This window comes from Peribacillus sp. YIM B13482, from assembly GCF_042787975.1.
Taxonomy (GTDB): domain Bacteria; phylum Bacillota; class Bacilli; order Bacillales; family DSM-1321; genus Peribacillus; species Peribacillus simplex_A.
In genome coordinates, this window is record NZ_JBHZPF010000018.1 from 23501 (window position 1) to 42805 (window position 19305).

The 19305-nt window shown below is 40.8% G+C and carries 13 protein-coding genes, 1 pseudogene and 3 other annotated features; of the genes and pseudogenes, 5 read left to right on the top strand and 9 right to left on the bottom strand.

Going from position 1 to position 19305, the window contains the following annotated elements; translation table 11 throughout:
- Window positions 1-127: 127 nt before the first annotated feature.
- The 3 genes from ACFX4L_RS11050 to ACFX4L_RS11060 all read right to left on the bottom strand — a co-directional run bounded on the left by ACFX4L_RS11050 (window position 128) and on the right by ACFX4L_RS11060 (window position 2787).
- Window positions 128-580, bottom strand: coding sequence for a GNAT family N-acetyltransferase (locus tag ACFX4L_RS11050; protein WP_377384684.1), 453 nt, complete (start codon window positions 578-580; stop codon window positions 128-130).
- Between the two features lie 420 nt (window positions 581-1000).
- Complete coding sequence (locus tag ACFX4L_RS11055; protein ID WP_089364086.1) at window positions 1001-1690, bottom strand: alpha/beta fold hydrolase; 690 nt, start codon at window positions 1688-1690, stop codon at window positions 1001-1003.
- A 194-nt stretch (window positions 1691-1884) separates the two neighbouring features.
- Complete coding sequence (locus ACFX4L_RS11060) at window positions 1885-2787, bottom strand: LysR family transcriptional regulator (protein ID WP_377384682.1); 903 nt, start codon at window positions 2785-2787, stop codon at window positions 1885-1887.
- A 122-nt stretch (window positions 2788-2909) separates the two neighbouring features.
- Between ACFX4L_RS11060 and ACFX4L_RS11065 the strand changes: the two genes are divergently transcribed.
- On the top strand, window positions 2910-4913 hold the full coding sequence (locus ACFX4L_RS11065; protein WP_377405125.1) for a YhgE/Pip family protein: 2004 nt from the start codon (window positions 2910-2912) through the stop codon (window positions 4911-4913).
- Window positions 4914-5262: 349 nt separating this feature from the next.
- Here the strand turns inward: ACFX4L_RS11065 and ACFX4L_RS11070 are convergent, their stop codons facing one another.
- Window positions 5263-6768 (bottom strand): DHA2 family efflux MFS transporter permease subunit, encoded by a 1506-nt coding sequence (locus tag ACFX4L_RS11070; protein ID WP_377384676.1) that lies wholly within the window; start codon window positions 6766-6768, stop codon window positions 5263-5265.
- Between the two features lie 200 nt (window positions 6769-6968).
- On the opposite strand from ACFX4L_RS11070, the gene ACFX4L_RS11075 reads away from it, so the two are divergent.
- Together ACFX4L_RS11075 and ACFX4L_RS11080 are read left to right on the top strand one after the other, a co-directional pair.
- Window positions 6969-7865 (top strand): TetR/AcrR family transcriptional regulator, encoded by an 897-nt coding sequence (locus ACFX4L_RS11075; protein ID WP_377405128.1) that lies wholly within the window; start codon window positions 6969-6971, stop codon window positions 7863-7865.
- Between the two features lie 487 nt (window positions 7866-8352).
- Window positions 8353-10026 (top strand): ribonuclease J, encoded by a 1674-nt coding sequence (locus ACFX4L_RS11080; protein WP_317778046.1) that lies wholly within the window; start codon window positions 8353-8355, stop codon window positions 10024-10026.
- A 46-nt stretch (window positions 10027-10072) separates the two neighbouring features.
- Here ACFX4L_RS11080 and ACFX4L_RS11085 read toward each other — a convergent pair whose 3' ends face one another.
- The 4 genes and pseudogenes from ACFX4L_RS11085 to asnA form a co-directional block, all read right to left on the bottom strand.
- On the bottom strand, window positions 10073-11488 hold the full coding sequence (locus ACFX4L_RS11085; RefSeq protein WP_377405133.1) for an amino acid permease: 1416 nt from the start codon (window positions 11486-11488) through the stop codon (window positions 10073-10075).
- Window positions 11489-11615: 127 nt separating this feature from the next.
- Window positions 11616-12244: pseudogene (locus ACFX4L_RS11090) on the bottom strand (LysE family transporter).
- A 171-nt stretch (window positions 12245-12415) separates the two neighbouring features.
- Window positions 12416-13648: an MFS transporter gene (locus tag ACFX4L_RS11095; RefSeq protein ID WP_377384668.1), complete on the bottom strand. Its 1233-nt coding sequence runs from the start codon at window positions 13646-13648 to the stop codon at window positions 12416-12418.
- A 290-nt stretch (window positions 13649-13938) separates the two neighbouring features.
- Window positions 13939-14934 carry an aspartate--ammonia ligase gene (gene asnA, locus ACFX4L_RS11100; protein WP_483878234.1) on the bottom strand — a complete coding sequence of 332 codons (996 nt, stop codon included), beginning with the start codon at window positions 14932-14934 and terminating at the stop codon, window positions 13939-13941.
- Window positions 14935-15188: 254 nt separating this feature from the next.
- On the opposite strand from asnA, the gene ACFX4L_RS11105 reads away from it, so the two are divergent.
- Window positions 15189-15815, top strand: coding sequence for a LysE family transporter (locus tag ACFX4L_RS11105; RefSeq protein WP_089364094.1), 627 nt, complete (start codon window positions 15189-15191; stop codon window positions 15813-15815).
- 312 nt (window positions 15816-16127) lie between these two features.
- Here ACFX4L_RS11105 and thrS read toward each other — a convergent pair whose 3' ends face one another.
- The gene (gene thrS, locus ACFX4L_RS11110) at window positions 16128-18035 is read right to left on the bottom strand and encodes a threonine--tRNA ligase (protein WP_377405177.1); all 1908 of its coding nucleotides are present in this window, start codon (window positions 18033-18035) and stop codon (window positions 16128-16130) included.
- Window positions 18036-18095: 60 nt separating this feature from the next.
- Window positions 18096-18318 (bottom strand) — a binding site (T-box leader).
- 31 nt (window positions 18319-18349) lie between these two features.
- Window positions 18350-18572 (bottom strand) — a binding site (T-box leader).
- A 30-nt stretch (window positions 18573-18602) separates the two neighbouring features.
- Window positions 18603-18826, bottom strand: a binding site (T-box leader).
- A 173-nt stretch (window positions 18827-18999) separates the two neighbouring features.
- On the opposite strand from thrS, the gene ACFX4L_RS11115 reads away from it, so the two are divergent.
- Window positions 19000-19275 carry a hypothetical protein gene (locus tag ACFX4L_RS11115; RefSeq protein WP_377384666.1) on the top strand — a complete coding sequence of 92 codons (276 nt, stop codon included), beginning with the start codon at window positions 19000-19002 and terminating at the stop codon, window positions 19273-19275.
- Window positions 19276-19305 lie beyond the last annotated feature (30 nt).

The following is a 19305-nucleotide window of genomic DNA, read 5'->3' on the forward strand; positions in this document are numbered from 1 at the left end:
AATTTAAATAGTATTTCTCCATAAAAATTATTTCACAAATAATTTTAACATATAATGCCAATCGGTTGTTGTGCACAAAAAAGGTTGCCGCAGCAACCTTCCCGATGACAGGATAAAAAACGTTGAATTAAAGCTTCATTTTCATACCCTCATGAGTAGCTTTGAATCCTAAACGTTCATAAAAACGCAGCGTTTCTTCCCGCTTTTTATCTGTTGTCAGCTGAATGATATGGCACCCCCGCTCCTTTGCACGCTCAATCGCATATAGAATCAACTTGCTTCCTATTCCTTTCCCCCGCTCTGAAGATGCAGTCCGAACCCCTTCTATCGTAGCTCTCCAACCTCCTTGATGGGTAATATAAGGAATGAACGTGATTTGCTGCACCCCAACGATATCCTCACCAAGACATGCTACGATCAATTCATTATTCTCATCGGAATCAATGGATTCAAAGGCTTTTCGATAGCTTTCAGGAAGGGGATTTTCATAGCGTTCCCTTTCCCTCCCCAATACATCATCCGCCAGCATCTGTACTATTTCACTTAAGTCTTTTATTGTCGCATTCCTGAATGTGACCATACTATCCCTCCTGATACGTCACCTTTTTCATGATGAAAAGTAATCCAGTTTCATCTAATACTTCTGCTAATCATTCTACGTTCCTCTTTTCCTTCCAAAATATTTTCCATCCCGCCAATTTGGGGGAAAAATAATGATAGTGATTCTATCGAAATCCTTTCTATCAACATCTAAAATTTAGACGGCCAAAAAAGGACAAACTCCCTCTTTTATAAGGGAGTCCGTCTTAGAAAATCATTATTAGGTAATTGGCGCTGGATTAAAACCGGTAAACGTCGTTTATAAAATAAACCATACATTTAAAGATGCCAGGCAGTAATAAGAGGGCTGCATCGGCAACCCTCCCTCAAATGCTATTTGGATGCACTTTAACCATTGACAGATTAAAGAGCCTATTTATTTAATAATTATTTTGGAAGTTCATGAAATAAGAAAACTCTTCACGGCAGCTAAGAAGGCTGGTAAATTATCTTCATGCACAAAATGCCCGGCATCCTCTATCGTCACCAATTCGCAATTAGGAATAAGCTCGGAAACTTCCTGCAATTTGTTTTGGGGAATATGACTCGACCCACCGCCTACAACAAGAGTTGGCATGATAATGTCCGTAAGACGCGCCCACCATTCGGGATTGGGTTCATTCAGTTGCCTTAGAATCGAAGGCACAACCTGCCAATCAAACGGCAGAGGGCCAGAAGGTTTGGAAGGTACTTCGATTGGTCTATCCGAAAAAGGAGGAGGAGTGTCTTCGACAATCAACCTTTCAATCCTCGATGGAAATGCTTGTGAGAAAAGATAGGAAACTGTTCCCCCCATGGAATGCCCTATTAGCGAAAACCTTCCCAAATTCATAGCATTCGCAAAATGAAGCAAATCATTGCACATCAATTCAAAACTATATGTATTAGTTCTCGCACTCCCACCGTGGCCTCGTTGATCTAATGCTAATACGCGATAATTTTCCCCCAATACTGCAGCCGCCTGATCCCATGAACCTGCACTTTTCCCCAGCGCATGAAGGGCAACAAGCGGTGGTGCAGAAGGTTCCCCACTCTCGCGATATTGAAAAGTGAGTCCATTCAAATCAATTTGATTAACCCGTATTTCCATCTCCATTCATCTCCTAGGATGGGATTCATAAACCCACCTATATAATTTCGATGCCTATTTTAAAAACCTCCTGAAATTTTATGTCCGCTCATATCAAATTATACTTTTTACGGAAGCAATCGCCTTTATCGTGGTTATTTCGGCCTTCAACCCTTTTATTCCTTCTTTTACCGATTATTTCGGCGTTCAGCCCATCACTCGTCCTTCAGCCTAGCGGAGTTGACGGCGGAGAAATAATCCATGACAAATAAACGAAATTGCTTGGCTACCGGGGTGAAGTAGCGTTTTTCTGACCAGCCAAGCCCTATGGTTCTTTGACAGGCAGGTTCGGTTATCCTGATTTTATGGGATAATGATCCGGTTTGGTGGAGCCATGTCAATTCGGATACGAAGGCAATGCCCAACCCTTTCCTGACAAGGTCCGAGATGACAGCAGGTTCATCGCCTTCGAATGCGATGTGCTGGACAAATCCTGCTTCGAGGCAAAATTGGTCGGTTAGGCTGCGGAATCCGAAGCCTGTGTTCATACTGATGAATGGTTCATCTTTCACTTCATGAAGTTGGATGCTTTCCCTGCCAGCCAGCCGGTGATTGGGAGGCACGATCAGATATATTTCTTCGGTGATCAGCGGTTCCCACTTTAGGTCGGGGCCTTCTATCGGAACGGATGATATGCAATAATCGATTTCCCCTTCAATTAGAAGCTGTTTCATGGATGATATGGATTTTAGGAATTGTTGAAAACGTACATCCGGATATTTAGATAAAAATGTGCCCAATAAATCAGGCAGGACCCTAGGGATGGTAACGGCCAAGGTGATGTTCTTTTGGTCTTGATCTGTTAATTCCACAATTTCGCGCCTTCCCTCATTCAGTTCCGCAAAAGCCCGTTCGACCCTGTTCAAGAATATTCGTCCGGCTGCATTGAGCTTGATTTTCCGGTGTTCCCTATCGAATAGCGGGACTCCCAAATCTTCTTCAAGCCGGGATATGGTTTTACTGAGCGACGGCTGAGCAATCTTAAGTTGTTCCGCAGCCTTCGTCATATGTTCAAGTCGTGCTACTGTTTGAAAGTACTGCAGCTGTAATATTTCCATTTCTCCACTCTTTTCACATAGATTTAAATCTATTATTACATAATCATTTATGTATTATACAGTATCTAAAAAAGCCATTATGATGAAATAATCTCATTTTGTTAGAAAGGGCAGGATCAATCATGAAAGGTTTACAACTTGTACTTCAAGATATAAAAGCAATGTGGAAACATAAACACGGGAGAATCGCCTTGATTTTCCTTTTGATCGTTCCATTGATTTACTCTGGTTTCTTCTTGGCAGGATATTGGAACCCATATGGACAGATGGATCAGCTCCCTGTAGCAGTGGTCAATCTCGATAATGGTTCGGAAATGGACGATAAGCCAATCGAAGCTGGAAATGATTTCGTTAAACAATTGAAGAAGCAGAAAGAATTGGACTTTCACTTTGTATCAGCAAAGGAGGCTAATAAGGGTCTTAAAAAAGGGGCCTATTATATGGTTGTCACGATTCCGGATGATTTTTCGGAAAATGTCACGACTTTAATGGATGAAAAACCGGAAACGGCTAAACTTTTGTATACTGTCAATCCAGGTAAAAACTTCGTTGCCTCACAGATCAGCACAACTGCTGTTGAAAAGATGACTACAAAGATCAACGCAAGCATTACGAAAGTCTATTCTGAAGGCATCCTTTCAAAATTCCACGATGTTTCTAAAGGCTTGAAGGATGCCGGGGATGGAGCGGAAGAGCTTCATCAAGGAACGGCGGATGCGAAAAGCGGCAGTGAAAACTTGTCTGATGGCATTCAGGACTTGAATGCTGGCGCCCAGAAGCTGAAAACAGGGAGCACAAAGCTCTTGGATGGACAAGAAACCTTAGCCGATGGTGCGGAAGGATTAACATCAGGTTCCCGGAACCTGTATTCCGGCATGAAGCAGCTATCGGAAGGACATCAATCATTGGAAAATGCTTTGAATGAAGTAAATCAGGGGGTTAAGAACTGGTCAGCCGGAAATGCAAAACTGATGCAAGGGCAAAAAGAGGCGGCTGATACAGCGAATACTCTTAAGAAACAATTGGATGCCTATATGAAAAGTCATCCTGATGCAATAAAGGATCAAGACTTCAAGCAAATCATGGCCCTATCTGAAGGATTATCCAAATCAGCCACCGCTTTAAATGCCGGACAAAAACAACTTGGCGAAGGTGCTGCTAAAGTGGCGGATGGACAAGACACCATTCAAACCGGGATGAAAACCTTTGGTGATAAGATGGCACAAGCTACCTCTGATGCTAAGCAATTAAACGAGGGATCTGAACAATTAGCGAATGGATTATTTAAATGGAAAAATGGTTTCTCCACTTTAAATAACGGAATCGATTCGTTAGCCGGCGGAAGCAGCCAGCTAGCCAGTGGATCTACGGAACTTCAAGACGGACTGGCTTCACTGGAAACGGGATCAAGCAAGTTATCCACCAAGCTTAATGAAGCAGCCGATAAAACGGCCAGTCTTCAGTACAGCGATTCGACCACTTCGATGTTCTCTGAACCCGTGCAATTGGTTCAATCCAATCTATCGGAAGTTCCTAACTATGGGACCGGGATTGCCCCTTATTTTCTGTCACTGGCCTTTTATGTAGGTGGTATCATGGCTTCCAATATTTTACCGCTTGGCCGCAGGCAGAATCTAAAGGTTACCGGAACCGTTCATTTCATGAATAAATTAGGGCTGGTATATGTAATCGGCATGATTCAGGCACTTCTAGTGGATGCGGTCGTCCTTTTTGGATTCCATTTACATGTGGCAAGTGTCCCAGTATTCATTCTGTCAAGCATCATCGTTTCATTCACCTTCATGACGTTCATCCTTATGTTGGTGACCGTATTCGGAGTGGTTGGCAAATTCGCAGCAGTGACCCTTCTCGTGTTCCAATTGGCTACTTGCGGCGGAACATTCCCTGGCGAACTCGGCATGCCATTATTAATGAAAATCGGCTCATTTTTACCTATGGCCCACTCACTAAAAGAGCTGCAAGAGGTCATCTCATTAGGAGGCTGGGAAAACTTGCGGACGCAGATATGGATCTTACTTGCCTATCTAATTACTGCAGCGATCATTGGCTGGATAGCCAGTCATATCCAGCATGCAAAGGTAACTTCAAAAGAAGTGACTTCTTGATTTAAAGCGCAGTCTCATTCTAATGGCGCTTTCCTTTTGTAAGTCCTGCTGAAGGATGAACAGCAATATGAAGTGAAATCACTGAATATGGGTAAAAACGCGAATAAAAAGGTTGATCGTTCCTCCAAATTAATCTGGTTTGAGTCGAATTACATTGGCTGTCGGTCGAATTATTCCTATCTGGGTCGAATTATATTGGCTGTCGGTCGAATTATTCCAGGCTGGGTCGAATTATATTGGCTGTCGGTCGAATTATTCCGTTCCAGCCCGAAAAAGCTTAAGTGAGATAAAGTAAAAGCCCCTATGCGCCTAATTATTCAGGTGGCATAGGGGCTTTTTGGTTGTATCTTTAAGCGGTTTGATTCTTTTTCACGGCTGGTTTTTCTTCAGCCGGCCATGCACGCTTGATGAATAATGACAGAATCAGTGCCACAGCAACAATGAAGGTCGATACAAAGAAGGAGAAGTTAATTCCATCCAGCATCGCCTGCATTCCGACTTGGGCCTGCATTTTTTCCATCACCTCAGCAGTGGGCTGGCTTGTTAATTTGCTCATCGCTTTGGTCATTAAGCTCTCACCGGAAGAAGCTGCATGGTTGGACATGACCGTAACAAGCAATGCAGTACCGATAGCACCGGAGACTTGGTTAAGTGTGTTATTCATCGCTGTACCATGCGGGTTCATACGGGCTGGCAGCGAGTTCAATCCGTTTGTCATGATTGGCATCATTGCCATGGAAAGCCCGAATGCACGAATGGAAAACAGAATCACAATGTGTGTATAAGATGTATCCATTGTAAATTTACTGAAGAAATACGTTGTGACAACGGTGATAAATAAACCGGTTGAAGCAAGCACGCGAGCACCGAACTTATCGAAGAGCTTACCTGTGACCGGTGACATAAGGGCCATTAATAGTGCTCCAGGCAGCATCAGCAAGCCGGAATCAAATGGTGAAATGCCACGGACTGTTTGTGTATACAATGGCATTAGGATCATCCCCGAGAACAGAGCCATATTCAGCGAGATTGAAATCGTTGCAGATAAAGCGAACATTGGATGTTTGAAGATCCTGAATTCAAGCATCGGTGTTTCCATTTTAAGTTGGCGTGTAATGAAAAGGATCAGGGAAATGGCACCGACAATCAATGTTCCATAAACCCAAGGGCTATCCCAACCCTTGCTGCCTGCGGAACTGAATCCGTAAAGCAGGCCGCCAAAGCCCAGGCTTGATAGGATGACCGATAATTTATCGATTCTAATATCGACTTTTTCCTTTTTGTCTTTAAGCTTGAAGAAGCCGAAAATTAGCACTAATAAAGCAAGCGGAGTAATGAAATGGAATAGCATTCTCCAATCATAATGTTCGATGATCCAGCCTGAAAGCGTCGGCCCGATTGCAGGGGCAAACATCATGACTAAACCGAATAATCCCATTGCCGAGCCCCGTTTTTCAACAGGGAAAGCAGTTAAAAGTACGTTCATTAATAACGGCATCATAATTGCAGAACCTGCAGCCTGAACCATACGTGCTCCCAATAATAGTGGGAATGCTTCCGCTACACCTGCAACGATCGTCCCGATTGAGAATAGGAGCATGGCTGTCAGGAAAAGATTACGCACTGAATATTTCCTTATTAAGAAGGCTGTCGCCGGAATCATGATTCCGTTCACGAGCATGTAGCCCGTTGTCAGCCATTGGACTGTGGAAGTTTCTATTCCCAGGTCTGTTTTAATTGATGGCAGTGCAATATTTAAAAGGGTTGAATTCAGTATCGCTATAAACGCACCGATCATCAGTATGGCTAAAATGCCATACGACCCTTTTTTTTCAGTTGTTTGTGCAGTACTCACTTTTTATCTAATCCTCCATCCAAACTATTGGTTCATTTAATTGTACGACGAGTATATCTAAATCTCATAAAATCAATAATATACCCCCAGTTCATTTTTTGCAATAAAAATTTACTTGTTTAAATAAGGGTTTGTACTGTGTTGGAAAATAGAGTACGATTACATTTATACAAGCAGTATAATGAAAATTAGGTGATATGATGAATAATCGAAGGCAGAATGTCATCGATGCGGCTCATAAGCTGTTTATTGATAAGGGCTACCAAGCCACGTCCATTCAGGACATTTTAGACGGCAGCGGTATTTCAAAAGGTACTTTTTATAATTATTTCCCTTCGAAGGGTGAATTATTTATTGCCATTTTCCGTTCCGTCTATACAAGGATTCGCCACGACAGGGAAAAACTGTTGATTGGTCAAGATTCAGCTGATATTGAAATTTTCATCCAGCAGCTCGAATTGCAGATGATGGTGAACAAACAAAGTAAATTGCTTATCCTGATCGAAGAAGTCCGTGTTTCCAACGACGAGGAATTAAAGCAATTCATCAATCAAACTCTATTGTTGAGCATACGATGGATGTATGACCGTTTTCTCGATATATTCGGGGAAAGCAAAAAACCCTATCTATTAGATAGCGTCATTATCTTTCATTCGATGATGACCCATATGAATCATTTTAGTTATCGTGCTAATGCGGTCGGTACACCGGACATACAAATTATCCGCTATTGCATGAACCGAATTGTCCATTTAGTCAATGAAGTGGCTGATAGCGGAGAACAGATCCTTGATCCGGAACAAATGGATACGTGGTTTCCCCACTTTAAAAACCATCTTGATCCTTGCCATAATGATTTGCTAAATTCCACCACGGATTTGAAAAAAGTGATAAACAATGCTTTTACTTGCGGTGAAGATCGATCAAGGGCAATTGAACTGGTCGATTTTATCCAAGATGAGCTGATGCAGTCCGACAAACCGCGAAAATTTTTGATTGAAAGTTTGCTGCTCACTTTAAAGACTCAATATGCAGCGCAGATACAAGGCTACATCGAGACTTTTGAAGAAAGCATCAACTCATGCATGGGCCAATGATGGAATGGTTTAATAGAGGACACACGCACCTACTGAAACGGTAGGTGTTTTTTTATGAGCATCTTTAATAATGCTGCCCCTTTTATCAATGATCACTACAGGGTATTGGATTAATCCGGGATTTTCATTTTGCAACAGTGAATGTCTTAACGTTTTTTTCTCTTAAAAAGATATCGAAAAATTGGATTATCATTATTGCTACTTTCACCAGTTGTTTTTTATATCACATGGAATTCGTTTCGCTTTTTGATAAGGGTGGATTTGCTTCCAGTATTTTCGCATTTCTTTACGTTTTTCTTTTTTTCATGAATGGTTAATCCTATTATGGTTATCCGCTTAAAAGGAATTTGCCAATTTGAAGTAGGTTGTTTTTAAGAATGATTTTTGAATTGCAGGAAGAAGAAAGTCATTTTATAAAAAGAGTTGGTTTTATAAGAGAGGCCTAAGGAAAGACTATCCTTATTATACTAAAGGGAGGTCTAGCTATTTGAGTGTGAATGAAAATGCTTTGTCCATTCTGGCTCTAGGCGGAGTGAATGAAATCGGTAAAAACATGTATGTGGTTCAATATTCAAACGATATGGTCATTATCGACTGTGGTGCAAAGTTTCCTGATGAAAGTTTATTAGGAGTCGACTTGATCATTCCTGATATTTCCTTTCTACAGGAAAATAAGGAGAAGATCCGGGCTTTAATCGTGACTCATGGGCATGAAGATCATATAGGCGGTATCCCCTATTTCTTGAAAAAATTGAATGTACCCATTTATGCCACACGTTTAACACTTGGGTTGATTGAATTGAAGTTAAAAGAACATAACCTTTTGGGTGATACTGAATTAATCCAGATCGACTCGGATTCAACGTTGGAATTTGGGGAGATGAGTCTGGATTTTTTCAAAACGAATCACAGTATTCCTGATTGTCTTGGAGTCACCATGCATACACCGGAGGGCACGGTCGTCCATACAGGGGACTTTAAATTTGACTTAACTCCCATGAATGATCAGTATCCCGATATTCATAAAATGGCCGAAATCGGGAGTGCAGGTGTCTTGGCTTTATTATCTGAGAGCACTAACGCTGAACGTCCAGGCTCCAGTCCCTCAGAGCATCTGGTTGGCAGTCATATTGAAGAGGCGTTTATGCAGGCTAAACAGAAAGTCATTCTTTCAACTTTCGCTTCAAACGTCAATCGCGTTCAACAAGTGGTGAACGCTGCCCAGAAGACAAACCGAAAACTCGCCTTACTGGGACGAAGCATGGTGAATGTCGTATCCGTTGCCATCGAGCGCGGCTACCTTGAGGTTCCTGATGGGATGCTAATTCAAGCACATGAAGTCGATAATTATGCTCCTGAAAGGGTCGCGGTTTTATGTACGGGAAGTCAAGGAGAGCCGTTTGCTGCCCTGTCCCGCCTTTCCAGTTCGAATTATCGGGATATGAGCATATTACCTGGTGATACAGTGATCCTTGCCTCCACTCCAATACCCGGAAATGAACGGGATGTTTCCCGGATCATCGACAACCTGTTCCAATTGGGGGCTAAAGTCATTTACGGTTCTGGGACTGTAACAGGCATGCATGTTTCTGGACATGCCTATCAGGAAGAGTTAAAGCTCATGCTTACCCTGATGAAACCTAAGTATTTCATACCCATTCACGGTGAGTATAGGATGTTGCACCAACATCGGCTACTTGCTGAGTCTGTAGGGGTGGAAAAGGGCAATACTTTCATTATCAATAATGGCGATGTCGTGGATATTGAAAACTCGGTCGCCCGTCAAACGAGAAAGGTTGCTGCCGGCAATACCTTTGTTGACGGCATGGGCGTTGGTGATGTTGGAGAAGTCGTACTGCGCGACCGTAAGCAGCTTTCCGAAGATGGGATGCTCGTAATTGTCATAACACTAAGCAAGACGGAAAGAAAAATAGTATCAGGACCCGATACCATTTCCCGTGGATTTGTCTATGTTCAAAATTCCGAAGAGCTCCTTCGGCATGTAAATCGTCTTGTCACGAAAACGGTCAACGACTTGCAAAGTGAAAAAATATACCGATGGAATATCATTAAACAAACCATCAAGAAGGAACTCGGGCAATATCTCTATAACCAAACCAAGAAAAAACCAATGATCCTTCCGTTAATCATTGAGATTTAGCGTACACAAAAAGGAACTCGACTTCATATAGTCAAGTTCCTTATTTTCAATCAAGTTCTGATTTACTCGCTCTTGCGGCCATCGCCTTGTTCTTATTCCAAACCTTGAACTTCATGAAAATGGCAGCAAGTCCGATGATCACGATGAATAAAAGGCTTATGAAAAACCCGGGACGGATCTCTTTTTCAAGCAGTGTGCCACTGACCGCAGCAAAAATTAGCAGAAGTCCAAAAACGGCGGTAATTTTACTCCAAATCTTATTTTCCAAGATTTTGAATGAAGAAAGAATGATGAATGCCCAGTTATATAAAAGCAATATCCCAGCTGAGGTTGTAATATATTCATAAATCTTGCCTGGCAGGAGCAAGGCTGTGATGATTGACCCTAAAAGCCCTAAGGCTCCAAGACCCAATGAGGGCAGTGGAAGATCCTTGAATTTTTTGATCTTTTGCATGAATAATGATGGCGCATTCCCATCGTTGGAAAGTGTTACCAACAGATTGGTTACACCAAACAGTGAAGCGGTCATCGTCGAGAAACCGGCAATGATGATCGCACCATTAAATACATGAGGGAAAAATGTCAGGTGATAATTGTCCAATGCCGAAACAAATGGGCTTTCTTTTTCATTGAATGCTCCTAATGAAACCATGGTTACGGCTAATCCCAATGAAACCACATATATGATCGTAAGAACCATGAGCATGATCGTCCCTGCCTTTGGCGCATCCTCTTTCTTTTTCAGCTGCATCGCCATCAATCCAATGACTTCAATGCCGCCAAACGCATAAAAAGCATAGATAAGGGATGTCCAAAACCCTTTTAGGCCTTTTGGAAATAATTCATTGTACGTATTCGGAAATGATGGCGGTTTCCCTCCATCAAGACCAAACCAGCCGAAAACGGCACATATTGCTATAATGATAAACATTACGATTGCCGCTGTCTTAATTACAGCAAGGATGTTTTCAACTCTGTCGAACCCTTTTGTTCCAAGCAATACCACAAAAATTGAAATAATGGCAAATCCAGCCGCAAATAGCCACAACGGGACTTTCGGAAACCAAAATTGAGATAACAGCGAAAGCGCAGTAAGTTGACTTCCCATGATCAATATATTGGAGGACCAATAATTCCAGCCACAGCTAAAGCCAGCCCATCGTCCAAATGCTTTATTGGCATAATAACAAAATGAACCCTCTTGAGGATCGGCAGCCGTCATCTTAGCAAGCAGATTATAAACGATGTATGTACCTAGTGCAGCCAAAACAAATGAAAATACAATAGATGGCCCTGTCGTTTTAATCCCTATGGTGGATCCAAGAAAATATCCTGTCCCGATTGTACAGCCTACACCGACTAATGATAGCTGCCACCATTTCATATCGCCATGTTGTTCACCTGATTTGGAATCTTGAACAGCCTTCCCTTTTGCTGAACTGCAATTGGCTTTTGTTGTCATAACATTCCCCCCCTCCATCATTCATAGTGTTGATAATGCCACAATGAATTATGCAAGGAAGAAGTTATCATATGGTTAAATAATTCCCGAATAACATTGAAGTGATATGTAATGCATCGAAGCATTATTATGCGATGGCACGAATGCCTTGATAGGCAAAATAAACCCCAAAACCAGTCAGTGATAATCCAGAGATGATCGAAATGGCCATTAAGCTTTTTTCATTTAAGAACATGCGAAATCCATTCGTCAATGCCGCTACAAAAAAATCCCAGCAGATAAGACCCAGAAAGATCATCCCGCTATAGATGAACAATTGGGATGTCCCATAACTTGAAGCTGTCTTAGCTAAAACAGATCCATATATCCCTAACCAAAATAAAATGGATAATGGACTGGTCACTGACATAATGAACCCAGTTAAAAAGCAGGAAAATTAAGAATCTCTATTCCTGTATTGATTTAATGATATCGTATTTACCCGTAAAACACTTTCCATCCCAGAATAAATAAGCACAAATCCGCCAAAAAGCCATAGAAAGATTTGGACGATCGGGATTTCTAAAAACCGTACCATACCCACATACACTAAAATCATGAACAAGGCATCTGCGATCATCGCCCCTGTTCCAACGATCCAGGCATGCCAAAACCCGTTCTTGATTCCTTTATCGATCGAGCAGAATTCACCGGGCCGATCGGTGCTGCAAGGGTAAGCCCTAAGAAAAAGTAACTCAGCAGTAAATGTACATTCAAAAAGCATCACTCCTTCGAGCTTGTTCATGACTTGTACATTCTATGTGACAACCCCCACCCATATCATCAAACTGATAAAATATTGATGGCTTAATGAAGTAAATAGCGCTTCACGCGAATTACACAAAAAAAAGCCGTGGACAAACCAAGCTTTCTTTTTTCCGAGGCCTTTTAGCTAGCTGCTTCTTTCTTGTCTGTACTAATGAATTTCAAAACAATCAATACAATGCATATACCAATGATTCCTGAAATGATATAGCTCATATTGAGATGATTTTTCATGACAAGGGACATGACCGGCGGGCCTGCTGCAACTCCGATGAACCTTGATGACATGTAAAAGGAGGTTATCGTCCCCCGCTGTTCCTTTTTTATATTTTGAGTGATGATGGCGTCGAGTGTCGGCAATAACGCACCAATTGCAATCCCCACCAAGCTCGTTACGAGTAATAACAGGAAAACCTTCTCTTTTGTAAAACCGACAAATACAAGGCTGATTGAAAGGACGGCTAAACTGATCATGATGATCTTTTTCATGATTGGTAATTCTCCCTTGATTTTTTTCCCTGCAACATAAGAAGATACACAAAGGAAAAACAGCGGGATCGCTATCACTAAGCCTTTTTTGACTCCATGCAAATCATGGATTTTTTCAAGATTGTCTGACAAAAAGAAAAGAACACCGAACAGAACCAACATGACAAATACACCAATCAGGAAAATTGTATATAACCATTTTCCTTCCTGCTTGAATATTTTTTTCGTATCATGCCAGAATTCTTTTAATTTCTTCGGCTCATTCTTCTCTTTTGGTACCTTTATAAAGAAAAAGACCAAGACAATAGATATTAAACTGAAGAATGAAATCGAGAAGAATGGTAAAAACCAGATAAATGCAGCAAAAAGGGAACCCAATATTGGACTCAGTACTTTCCCAAATGTGTTGGAGGTTTCGATGATACCCAAACAAGCACTGGTTTTTTCATCATCATCCTTGTAAAGGTCCCCCACTAGTGGCAATATGATGGGCGAGGCTCCAGATGCCCCAATCCCTTGCAATACTCTCCCAATGATGATCCATGTATAAGGATTATCCATTTTCCATGATGCATAACCTGCAACCAAGCCGCCAATAAGGGCAAGGACAAGGCTTGGCAAAATCACCATTTTCCGTCCAAATCGATCTGATAAATAACCAGCTATAGGAATTAAAAAAATGGATGCAACGGAATAGCTTGTTATCACCATGCTCGATTGAAAAGAAGATATTCCCACCTTTTCTTCAAAAATGGGCAAAACCGGGATAAGCATTGAATTTCCAAGGGTCATTACCAATGGAATCGATGCCATACTGATCAGACACCACACGCTTACATTATTATTTTGCTTCTCATGACCTTCCATACTTACACTCCTCATCCATTATAAAAGCAACTTATTGCATAAAAGGTAACCTTATCTTTGACCTTATTAAGATGTCTTTAATTATTATGTTATTGAACAGATAGATTTATTCAGTAGCGCGAAACCCAAAATTATCCCTTGTGTTCCTAGTTTGCCTCGACTTTAAAATTCTTTATAGCAAATAACCCATTCTTTAAAAGAATGGGTTTCCAGTATTTAAATACAGCGTTTTACTCGACTATTTCTTCCCTTCCATTTCTGCTACTAAGCAGCTTTAGGGACACCGTTTTTTATAAAAGAATGATATTCCTCTCTTTGCACTCCTTTAATATTTGGTCATTCCAAACCGAAACCTGAACTTCCCCAATATGTGCTTTCTTTAACAAAAACATGCATAATCTGGATTGCCCTATTCCTCCACCTATTGAATGCGGAAGTTTTCCTTCCAATACCGACTTATGATATTCGAGCGTCGTACGATCTTCGTTTTTGGATAACCTTAATTGCTTTAACAGCGAATCTTCATCTACTCGAATTCCCATTGAAGAAACTTCAAAAGCACATTCCAAAAGTGGATTCCACAATACGATATCTCCATTTAGCTCCCAATCCTCATAATCTGGTGAACGTCCATCATGTTTTTCTCCTGATTGCAACTTTTTTCCAATCTTCATAATAAAAATCGCACCATATTTCTTTGCTACTACATTTTCTCTTTCCATTGGAGTCAGATTCGGGTATAAATCCTCCAATTCCTGTGTCGTAATAAAGTGAATTTCATTAGGCAGCACAGGTCTAAGCATAGGATGGAATTCAAACATATGAAGTTCGGTCGCCTTAATAGCTTTATATATTTTTTTCACTTCGGACTTTAATGTATTTAAGTTACGCTGTTCTTTTGCTATGACTTTCTCCCAGTCCCATTGATCAACAAATAATGAGCGTAAATTATCTAATTTTTCATCACGTCTTATCGCATTCATATTTGTGTAAATTCCTTCATCAAAAGTAAGGCCATACCTAGATAGAGTTATTCTTTTCCACTTTTCCAAAGATTGGACCACTTCTATTTGTTTATCCTTAATCTCCAAAGCATCAAACGCAAGGATCCATTCCATACCATTTAAATTGTCATTTATCCCATTACCCTCATTTAAAACGATAGGAGCTGATACTTTAATAAGGTTTAATTCATTTGAAAGTCCTTCTTCAAAATGACCCTTAATTTCATTTATCGCTATATCCGTATGCATGATATCAAGGATCGATTTGTATTTATTTGGCATCGATAATTTGGGCATAATTATCCTCCAATTTGTTTTTGACCCGGGGTTTAATAACGCATATATTGCAAATTGGCATCTTTCCATATAACTAAATTGCAATATGAAGGAACTTTCTGGGTTGTTACAAAACACCACCAGCCTGATCGGATCATTTTCCATAATTAACTATATTCACTCAGATAAAAAGGTGGTACAAGTCCAATTGTTTGAATACATTCAAATAATCAGGATGTATCAAACAATGAGGTGATGATTTGGGTGCTTTTTTCAGCTATGTATTATTAGGCTTATCACTGGCAGCTCCTATCGGTCCCATTAACGCTGCTCAATTGGACAAGGGAATCAAGAAAGGTTTTTGGCATGCCTGGATTTTCGGCTGGGGTGCCATTTTAGCGGATGTTGTCTTCATAGCCCTCGTTTTTTTCGGTGTCGTCCACTTTTTAGATAACTCCTTCATGAAGACATTTTTGTGGCTTTTTGGCTTTTTCGTCCTGACCTATACCGGAATCGAAAGTCTGCTTAGTGCGGGTAAGATTGAAGTGAATGTACGGAAAGCGAAAGATTCCCTTTTTTCTTCATTCCTATCAGGATTCATCATGTCCCTTTCGAATCCTTTATCCATTTTGTTTTGGCTGGGGATTTATGGATCAATTCTCGCAAACTCCGCTTCAAAATATGATATGAATCATTTACTTTTATACAGTTCAGGGATTCTTATCGGCCTCTTAGCCTGGGATTTCACAATGGCTATCATCGCCAGCACCTTCAGACGTTTTTTATCCAAATCCATTCTAATGGGCATTTCGATCATATCAGGGATATCCCTGATAGGGATAGGCATTTACTTCGCCATCCAAGCGGCCAAGGTTTTATTTACATAAGATCTAATTGTAGAAAAAAAGACCAAACAGAGGCCATGGCTATCTTAATCCTGTATCGAAATTAGCATTTACTCGTGAGTTTTAGGGATTTACTCGTGAGTTTTAGGGATTTACTCGTGAGTTTCAATGATTTACTCGTGAATTTGGTGCATTTACTCGTGAGTTCCAATGATTTACTCGTGAATTTGGTACATTTACTCGTGATTAATAGGTGGCATAATAGAAAAAAGGACAGCTAAATGCTGTCCTTTTTTATCCAAACTCAAAGCATTTATTCGTGAATTCCGCATTAATTTACTCCTCTAAAATTTTTTAGATGCTTCGTCCTTTTATTTGTTGGACCACTTTCTTGATGAACCCTTCTATTGCGACACTTTTATATTCTTGTTCCCCGTATTTTCGGACATTCACTTCATTTTCTTTTTCCTCTTTATCTCCAAGGACAAGCATATATGGGATTTTCCCTATCTGTGCTTCCCTAACTTTATATCCCAGCTTTTCATTCCGTTCATCAATTTTCACCCTTATGCCGTGACCCTTCAGTTCTTTTTGAACCTTTAAACAATAATTCAAATGAACATGAGAGACAGGGATGATCTGTACTTGCACCGGGGCAAGCCATACTGGAAAAGCACCAGCAAAATGTTCAATCAGGATTCCAAAAAAACGGTCGATCGATCCAAAGATCGCGCGATGAATGACGACCGGACGGACCTTTTCATTATTTTCATCGATGTAAGTCAAATCAAATTTATCGGGCATTTGAAAATCAAGTTGAATCGTTGCACATTGATGGCTTCGTTTTAGTGCATCTTTAATATGAAAATCAATTTTCGGGCCATAAAATGCCCCGTCCCCCTCATTTAATTGATAATGTATCCCGATGTTTTCCAGAACTTTTTTCAAGGCTGATTCAGAATCCTCCCAAAGGGAATCATCGCCCAATGAATCCTCTGGACGAGTCGACAGCTCCACTGAATACTCGAATCCAAAAGTACGATACACCTCGTCAATAAGATGAAATACTTGTTTAATCTCACTTTCGATTTGGTCCTGCCGAACAAAAATATGGGCATCATCCTGACAAAATGTCCGGACCCGGAGCATCCCGTTTAATGCACCGCTATACTCGTGCCGGTGGACTTGACCGAACTCGGCCATCCGGATGGGTAAATCCCTGTAAGAATAAAGATTGTTTTTGAATATGAGCATATGACCCGGACAGTTCATTGGCTTCATCGCGAATTTTGTATGATCTACATCTGTGAAATACATATTTTCATGGTAATGATCCCAGTGGCCCGATTGTTCCCATAACCGCTGGTTCATCATGAAAGGAGTCCGAACTTCGTCGTAATCAGCGTCGGTCTGAAGCTCCCGCGAGAACTTCTCCAATTCATTTCTAATAATTTGTCCCTTCGGTAAATAAAACGGCATTCCAGGGGCTTCCTCCGAAAACATGAATAACTCCAATTGCTTCCCTAATTTACGGTGATCGCGTTTGGCTGCTTCTTCTATGAATTTCAAATGATCCTGTAAATCCTTTTTCTTTCTGAAAGCCACGCCATACACCCGTTGAAGAACTTCATTTTGACTGTCTCCCCGCCAATAGGCACCTGATACACGAGTTAATTTGAACGATTTTACATATGACGTCGATGGAAGATGCGGCCCTCTGCAAAGATCGATGAAATCCCCCTGTTGATAGAGTGTTAGTTTTTCACCCTTAGGGATATTCTTTGCTATATCCAACTTGAATGACTCTCCTCTACCCTCAAATAACTTCACAGCTTCTTCATAAGACACTTCGACTCTTTTAATTTCCAGGTTTTCATTTATGATATGTTCCATCTCTTTTTCAATAGCTTGTAGATCTTCTGAGCTCAAAGGATGTTCTAACTTAAAATCATAGTAAAAACCATCTTCAACGACTGGCCCCATCCCTAATTCCACATTATCGTATAATCTCTTGATGGCTTGTGCCAAAACATGCGCCGATGTATGACGTAAAACTTGTAATCCCTCATCCGAATCCAGAGTAAGGATCGACAATTCGGCATCTTTATCCAACTTGAAACTTAGATCAACCAGCTTTTCGTCCAGTTTTCCTACTACTGCCTTTTTCCTTAAACTTGAGCTGATGGACCCTGCCACACTTTCCACTGTCATACCTTGCGGATATTCCTTTTGCTGCCCATCCGGGAATTGAACTTTAATCATTTTTTCACCCATCACATAAACACCCCTTTTTTGGTAATAAAAAAACGCACTCATCCCTATGCAAGGGACGAGCGCGTTTACCCGTGGTTCCACCCAATTTCCCATAAGCAAGAAACACTCATGGCTCTGGAGCTTGTAACGCAGCTTAGACGATATCAGTTACTTTACGTTCACCGATATAGCTCAAAGGCGGTAAATCAGTTTCCTAAGCCAGGAAGTTCGCAGCTGTCCTTCCCTCTCTGTAGACCGTAAAAATGATTCATGTCCTTATCATGGCAATAATTATTAAAATAAAAAAACGCACTCATCCCTATGCAAGGGACGAGCGCGTTTACCCGTGGTTCCACCCAATTTCCCATAAGCAAGAAAACACTCATGGCTCTGGAGCTTGTAACGCAGCTTAGACGATATCAGTTACTCTTGTTCACCGATATGGCTCAAAGGCGGTAAATCAGTTTCCTAAGCCAGGAAGTTCGCAGCTGCCCTTCCCTCTCTGTAGACCGTAAAAATGATTCATGTCCTTATCATGGCAATAATTATTAAAATAAAAAACGCACCCATCCCTAAGTAAGGGACGAGTGCGTTATACCCGTGATTCCACCCAATTTCCCATAAGCAAAAAACGCTCATGGCTCTGGAGCTTGTAACGCAGCTTAGACGATATCAGTTACTTTACGTTCACCGATATGGCTCAAAGGCGGTAAATCAGTTTCCTAAGCCAGGAAGTTCGCAGCTGCCCTTCCCTCTCTGTAGACCGTAAAAATGATTCATGTCCTTATCATGGCTTCTTAACATGTTAATGGTTTTTATATTGTTATATATATTACAATAAATTCCCATAAGTGACAACATCGAATGATTTGATTTCAGAATTTTTTTCATGTTAATAAATAGGCAGAAGGTTAAATCAAATACTATCTCCAATAGATATTAAATTGGTATAATTAGTAAAAAAGGAGTCTCTATGAAAAGATTAAGCAATTGGTCCATCGTATTTGCAGTGATTGGTGCCGTATCATTTGGCTGTTCTTTTGTTTTTCCTAAAGCCTTTGAGCCTCTTATGGCCATAGGATTAGGTGCTTTACTTATTGGCATGTTATTTAGTTTCGGGGCGATGTTTAAAAGTGAAAAAGGAAAGTCGAAATTTTTGGCTGTGGCTGCATTCTTTCTTTTAAGTTTCATTCTCGTTTGGAATGAACCATTTCAAATTGTCAGGCTCTTGACCTGGATGAAAAATTAAATAAAAAAACCCGTTCGCCATGACGGGTTT